Annotated in this window: 7 protein-coding genes; 1 reads left to right on the forward strand and 6 read right to left on the reverse strand. The window is 62.0% G+C overall.

Annotated features, from left to right (window positions below; all coding sequences use genetic code 11):
* The 3 genes from minE to minC form a co-directional block, all read right to left on the reverse strand.
* Positions 1-221: cell division topological specificity factor MinE (gene minE, locus EOL86_11485; GenBank protein NCD26195.1), on the reverse strand; the 221-nt coding region annotated here is incomplete at its 3' end.
* 1 nt (position 222) lies between these two features.
* The gene (gene minD / locus EOL86_11490) at positions 223-1029 is read right to left on the reverse strand and encodes a septum site-determining protein MinD (protein NCD26196.1); all 807 of its coding nucleotides are present in this window, start codon (positions 1027-1029) and stop codon (positions 223-225) included.
* A gap of 25 nt (positions 1030-1054) precedes the next feature.
* Positions 1055-1885: a septum site-determining protein MinC gene (gene minC / locus EOL86_11495; protein ID NCD26197.1), complete on the reverse strand. Its 831-nt coding sequence runs from the start codon at positions 1883-1885 to the stop codon at positions 1055-1057.
* Positions 1886-1887: 2 nt separating this feature from the next.
* On the opposite strand from minC, the gene EOL86_11500 reads away from it, so the two are divergent.
* Positions 1888-2346, forward strand: a complete 459-nt coding sequence (locus EOL86_11500) for a PaaI family thioesterase (GenBank protein NCD26198.1) — start codon at positions 1888-1890, stop codon at positions 2344-2346.
* Between the two features lie 103 nt (positions 2347-2449).
* Here EOL86_11500 and EOL86_11505 read toward each other — a convergent pair whose 3' ends face one another.
* The 3 genes from EOL86_11505 to EOL86_11515 form a co-directional block, all read right to left on the reverse strand.
* On the reverse strand, positions 2450-3733 hold the full coding sequence (locus EOL86_11505) for a TRAP transporter large permease (protein ID NCD26199.1): 1284 nt from the start codon (positions 3731-3733) through the stop codon (positions 2450-2452).
* A complete protein-coding gene (locus EOL86_11510) occupies positions 3730-4203 on the reverse strand; it encodes a TRAP transporter small permease (protein ID NCD26200.1) in 474 nt (157 codons plus the stop codon). Before EOL86_11510 ends, EOL86_11505 begins: the two co-directional genes overlap by 4 nt.
* A 94-nt stretch (positions 4204-4297) precedes the next feature.
* On the reverse strand, positions 4298-5314 hold the full coding sequence (locus tag EOL86_11515; protein ID NCD26201.1) for a DctP family TRAP transporter solute-binding subunit: 1017 nt from the start codon (positions 5312-5314) through the stop codon (positions 4298-4300).
* Positions 5315-5783 lie beyond the last annotated feature (469 nt).

A 5783-nucleotide genomic window follows, 5' to 3' on the forward strand; every position in this document is an offset into this window, starting at 1 on the left:
TCCAGGACCTCGCAATCGCCATCCCGGTTCACGTCCACCTTGATGTTTTCCAACTCCACATGGACATACTTCTGAACCACCAGCAGCAATTCCTGGCGCAGCTTGGGCAGAAACTCATACCCGCCGTTCTGGGCCCGTTCGTGGGCCACGATGATCTGCAGGCGGTTCTTGGCGACCTCGGCGCTGGATTTCTTGGGGCGAAAATAGCTGAAAATACCCATCTCAGCCTCCAAAAATACGGGCGAAAAAGCCCTTCTTGACCGCCTTCACGAAGCGGTGCTCGACTTCCTCGCCCAACAGTCGGGCCACGGCGTCCTCATAGGCCTGGCCGGCATCGCTGGCTTCGTCCAAAATAACCGGCTCGCCGGAGTTGGAGGCGGCCAGGACGGCCTTTGATTCCGGGACCACGCCCAGAAGGGGAATGGCCAGGATCTCTTCGACATCGGCCACGCTGAGCATTTCCCCCCGGGCCACGCGCTCGGGATCGTAACGGGTCAGCAACAGGTGTTCCTTGATGACGCCGCCGTCCTTGGCCTTCTTGGTCTTGCTCTGCAAAAGCCCGAGCACCCGGTCCGAATCCCGCACGGAGGACACTTCCGGATTGGTCACGACCACGGCCTCGTCGGCGAAATGCATGGCCATGAGTGCCCCATGCTCGATACCGGCCGGAGAGTCGCAGATGATAAAATCGAACCGATTGACCAGCTCCTCCAGAACCTGCTCCACGCCGTCCATGCGCAGGGCATCCTTGTCCTTGGTCTGGGACGCCGGCAAAATGTAGAGATTTTCCACCCGTTTGTCCCGGATCAAGGCCTGATGCAGGGTCGCATCGCCCTGGATGACATTGACGAAGTCATACACCACGCGCCGTTCGCAGCCCATGATCAAATCGAGGTTGCGCAGACCCACGTCGAAATCCAACACCGCGACCTGATATCCGCGTCGAGCCAGGCCCATGGCCAACGACGCGCTGGACGTGGTCTTGCCGACCCCGCCCTTGCCTGATGTGACAACAATTATTTTCCCCACGTTTCCTCCTGGCCCTATCGTCAACTTAAAGAGGTTCTATCAGCAGCTGCCGGCCCGCCAAGCGAATCTGGACCGGAGCACTCTGCACAGTGGCGGGAATATCCTCGCTGACCCGGTACAACCCGGCCACCGAAACCAATTCCGCCTTCAGTTCCTTGCAAAAGATCCTGGCGCCCTCGTTGCCCATGACCCCGGCCAATGCCCGGCCACGCAGGGTCGCATAAATATGGACATTGCCATCGGCAATGACCTCGGCCCCCGGCCCCACGGGCGCCAGAACGATCAGATCCCGCCCCCGGGCATAGATCTGCTGACCGGAGCGGACGGGCCGGTCCACGAGCATGGCCTCTTGATCCAGGGCTGGAGCGGGCTGGGGCGCGGCCGCGACCTTGGTCGGAGCGGACTTGTTCTCCGAAAAAACACTCAGATACAGCTTGGGCGCCAAGCGTTCATGGTATTCATTGCCGCCCTGAATGCCCACCGGCGTCATTCCCTGATCGCGCAAGACACGTACCAGGCCAGCCAGATCAAGCTCGTCGCGGAGCTGGCCCAATGCGGAAAAATCCACGATGACAGCCATGTTGCGAAAAAATTCCGGCGTCCGGGCCAAACGCTCGGACACCTCGCGATTCAAAAGGGCCAGATCAGTGGTCAGGGGACGAAACAGGGTGCAGGGCGCGACCTTGCCCTTGATTTCGAACGACGGCACAAAAAATCCTTGGTTGAAGCTCAGACGGAAAGGACCAAAACATAAGGGCTGGATGTACAGCGGGACGGACCCGAACACAAGGCCCGCGGGGGCGGACCTTGACGCCCCGCCACGCCCTCCGCATGGTGCGAACGACACAAGGAGGATGCATGGATATCCGTCACGTCATTGAACAGGAAATTCCCTTTGACCGGTTCCTTGGCCTGCTGGTCGAGGAAATCCGACCCGGTTACGCCCGGCTCAGACTTCCCTTTCGGCCGGAGTTCATCGGCGACCCACGCCGCCCCGCCCTGCATGGCGGCGTTATCTCGATGCTGGTCGACACCTGCGGCGGCACGGCGGTCTGGGCCGCGTGCGCGGTCAAGGACCGGGTGGCGACCATCGACATGCGCGTGGACTACCTGCGCCCGGCCGACCCGGCGGATCTCATCGCCATCGGCGAGGTCCGGCTCCTGGGCAATCGCGTCGCCAACGCCACGGTCCAGGTCTTTTCCGCCGTCAATCCGGAGATAGTCGTCGCCGAAGGCCGGGGTGTCTACAATATCCGCAAGGCCGGGGCCAGGGCGCCCGAAGCCCGTGCCACCGAAGGTGGACAGACCTTGTCCTGATCTCGGCCCGGCCCTGTCGCGGCCGCCCGATCCAGTCCAAAAAATCCCGACCGTGTCTTGCCGGCCGGGATTTTTCGCGTTTCGTGCCTGATACGAACAGGTTCTATAAATACCCAAGCCGGCCCGGGATGTAGAGGGACAGGGCAGGCGCGAACAAAACCAGTAGCATGGCCACGAGCATGGCCAGGACAAACCACAGCACCCAGCGCACGGTGTCTTCCATGCGCACGCCGGCGATACGCGTCGTCACCATGAGATTCAGGGCCATGGGCGGCGTGAACTGGCCGATGGCCAGGTTCATGGTCAGGACCACGCCGAACCACACCGGATTCCACGCAAAATGAGCCATGACCGGCAACAGGATCGGGATAAAAATGAACAGAATGGACACCCCGTCCAGGAACATGCCGGCGACGATCAACATGACGACCACGGCCAGCAGGGTGACGGTTTCGTTGGGCGACAGGCCAATCAGCGCCCGCCCCATGGCCTCGAACGCGCCCAACGTGTTGCCGGCCCAGGCAAAAACCGAGGACAGGGCGATGATCAGCATGACCACGGCCGAGACCTCGGCCGACTCCACCAGCAGATCGTAGACGCCGCGCACGGTCAGGGTGCGGTAAACAAAAATGCCAACGAAAAGCCCGTAAAACACAGCGGCCACGGCCGCCTCCGTGGGCGTGAAATATCCGGAGCGGATGCCGCCCAGAATAATGACCGGGGCAAGCAACCCCCAGACGGCCTCCTTGAAGGCCGCGAGGACGCCGACACGGCAACCGCCATCGTCGGAAGACCCAAATCCATGCCGGACCGACAACGCCCAGGACGGCACGATCAACGCCAGTCCCGCCAGCAACCCCGGAATCAGACCGGCCGCGAACAGGGCCGGCACCGTGGCCTGGGGCACGAGCACGCTGTAGAGAATGAATGCGATGGACGGCGGGATGATGATGGCCATGGACCCGGAAGCGGCGATAAGGCTGGCCGAAAAGGCCCTGGGATAGCCGGCCGCGGCCATGCCCGGAACCATGACCATGGCCACTGCCGCCGCATCGGCCGGGCCGGACCCCGAGATGCCGCCCAAGACCATGCAGACCAGGATGGCGGCGATGGCCAGCCCGCCCCGAAGCGGCCCGACCAGGGCCACGGTGAAGTTGACCAGACGCAGGGCCACGCCGGAGCGCTCGAACACCATGCCGGCAAAAACGAACATGGGTATGGCCAGCAGGGGATATTTGGCCACGCCGGTATAGACGCTGATCGGCACCGAGGGCAGCCCCAATCCGGCCCCGGCGATAGCCGCCACGCCAGCCACGCCCATGGCCGTGGCCAGGGGCACGCCGGCCAGCATCAGCACCACGAACACGAGAAACAGCAGCGCGATCATGCCGCCCTCCGACGCGCGACCAGCATCAAGGCCAGACGCAGAACAACAAGAGCCGAACACACGGGCAGCCAGACACTGTACCACCATTGGGGCAGTCCCAGGGACGGCGAGGTGACCTCGAAGGAGTAGTCATCCCAAGCGGCCAGGGCGCCAAACCACGCCAACAGGGAAAACATGGCCACGTTGGAAATCCATTCCAAGGCGGCGCACGCGGTCCTGCCCCAGGCGGGCAGGGAATCCACGACCAACGTGATGCGCACGTGCCGGCCCTCGACAAAAGCCGAAATCGACCCCACCAACGTCAAAATGAGCAACAAAAAAACCGACACCTCCTCGGTCATGGCAAAGGAAATGTTGGTGCAATACCGCATGAGGACATTGGCCCCGGTGATCAGGGTCAAGGCCGCCATGACCACGGCGGCCAGGGCTCGTTCCACCCGGGCCGGGCGGATTTTGGGCGAAGATTCCATGGACGACACCTCGGACATGCGCGTGAACTGAAAAAAGACCGGGAGACGACATGGTCCCCCGGCCCGCAAAAAACACCGGAATCCAAAAGCCCCGTTATCGGCTGGCCGCGATGGCCGCCTCGGCCTTCTTGACCAAATCCATCCCGACAATGGCCGCCCACTTGTCATGGACAGGGCGGGTGGCGGCCCGGAAAGGCTCCCGTTCCTCGGCCGTCAACCGGGTGATGATCACGCCGTTCTTCTCGATTTCCCGAAGCAGCGCGTCGTCCCCGGCGGTGATCCCCTTGCGCGCGTCGACCACGTTTTCGGCCGCGGCCTGTGTCGCGGCCTCGGCCACCAGGACGCGATCGGCCTCGGTCCAGGAATCCCAAACTTTCTGGCTGACCACGAAGAAAAGCGGATCGGCCATGTACCCCCACAACGTCAGATATTTCTGCTCCACGGTGTGCAGCTTGGCCGCATTGAAGACCGACAGCGGATTTTCCTGGCCATCCACGGCCTTGGTGGCCAGGGCGGGCTGCGCGTCGGCCCAGCTCATCTGGGTCGGATTGGCGCCCAGGGCGGAAAAACCGTCAATGAAAATAGGCGACCCGACGACCCGGATTTTGAGCCCCTTCAAATCCGTCGGAGACTTGATGGCCAGCTTGGAATTGGACAACTCGCGGAATCCGTTCTCGCCAATGGCCAGCGGCATCACGCCCTGCTTTTTGAGCACGGCGAAAATGTCCTTGGCCACTTCGCCGTGGGTCACGGCATCCATGGCCTTCTCGTCGGAAACAAGGAAGGGCAGGGAAAACAAATTCAGCTGCTTGATCTGGGGCGACCAATTGATGGACGACCCCACGGCCAGATCGATGACGCCCTGACGAATGGCCGTGAATTCACGGGTCTGGTCGCCGCCCACCAGGCTGGTGCCGGGATAGACCTTGATGTTGATACGGCCCTCGGTCTTTTCCTTGACCAGGGAAGCCCAGCGTTCCGCGGCCCGTCCCCAGGGAAAGGCCGGTCCCAGCACCGTTGAAAGGCGATATTCCGCCTTGTACTCCGAGGCGCCCACCGGAAAGGCGGACAGGACCATGCACACGGCAACCAATGTCAAAATTTTCTTCATGATTTGCCCCTGTCGGCTGAAAAGTTCTGGGTCGAGACCCGAAACAGCGGCGCATGGGCCGTCCTTGTGGGGCGAAAACCACCGCCTGGCTCCGATCCGCGATCGCATCTCGTGTGGGAGAGCGCGCACAGTGCCACCCGGCACGGGGAGCGTGCACAACGCCAATGTTTTTGGCGCAATGCGCTGGGTTGTTTGATTTCAGGGGAGTTGGTGTAGGCAGGAGAACGGGATGGCGTCAAGCCAACCGCGGCGCGGGCGGACAAATCACGCGCGGGGCGCGGGACAAAAAAACATGTCGGGGGAATACATCGATCTTGTGTCAGACAAAAATTTCCTGCTAGAGGAGGCGAAACGGCTCAGCCCGTCGCCCTGGGCCCAAAAAACGCGGCGCCACGGGCCATGAAGCACGGTCATCACATCATAGGACACTATCATGAAAATCTGGCTTCCGGATCGTATGTATAAAATG

Source organism: Deltaproteobacteria bacterium (assembly GCA_009930495.1).
In the GTDB taxonomy this organism is placed as follows: domain Bacteria; phylum Desulfobacterota; class Desulfovibrionia; order Desulfovibrionales; family Desulfomicrobiaceae; genus Desulfomicrobium.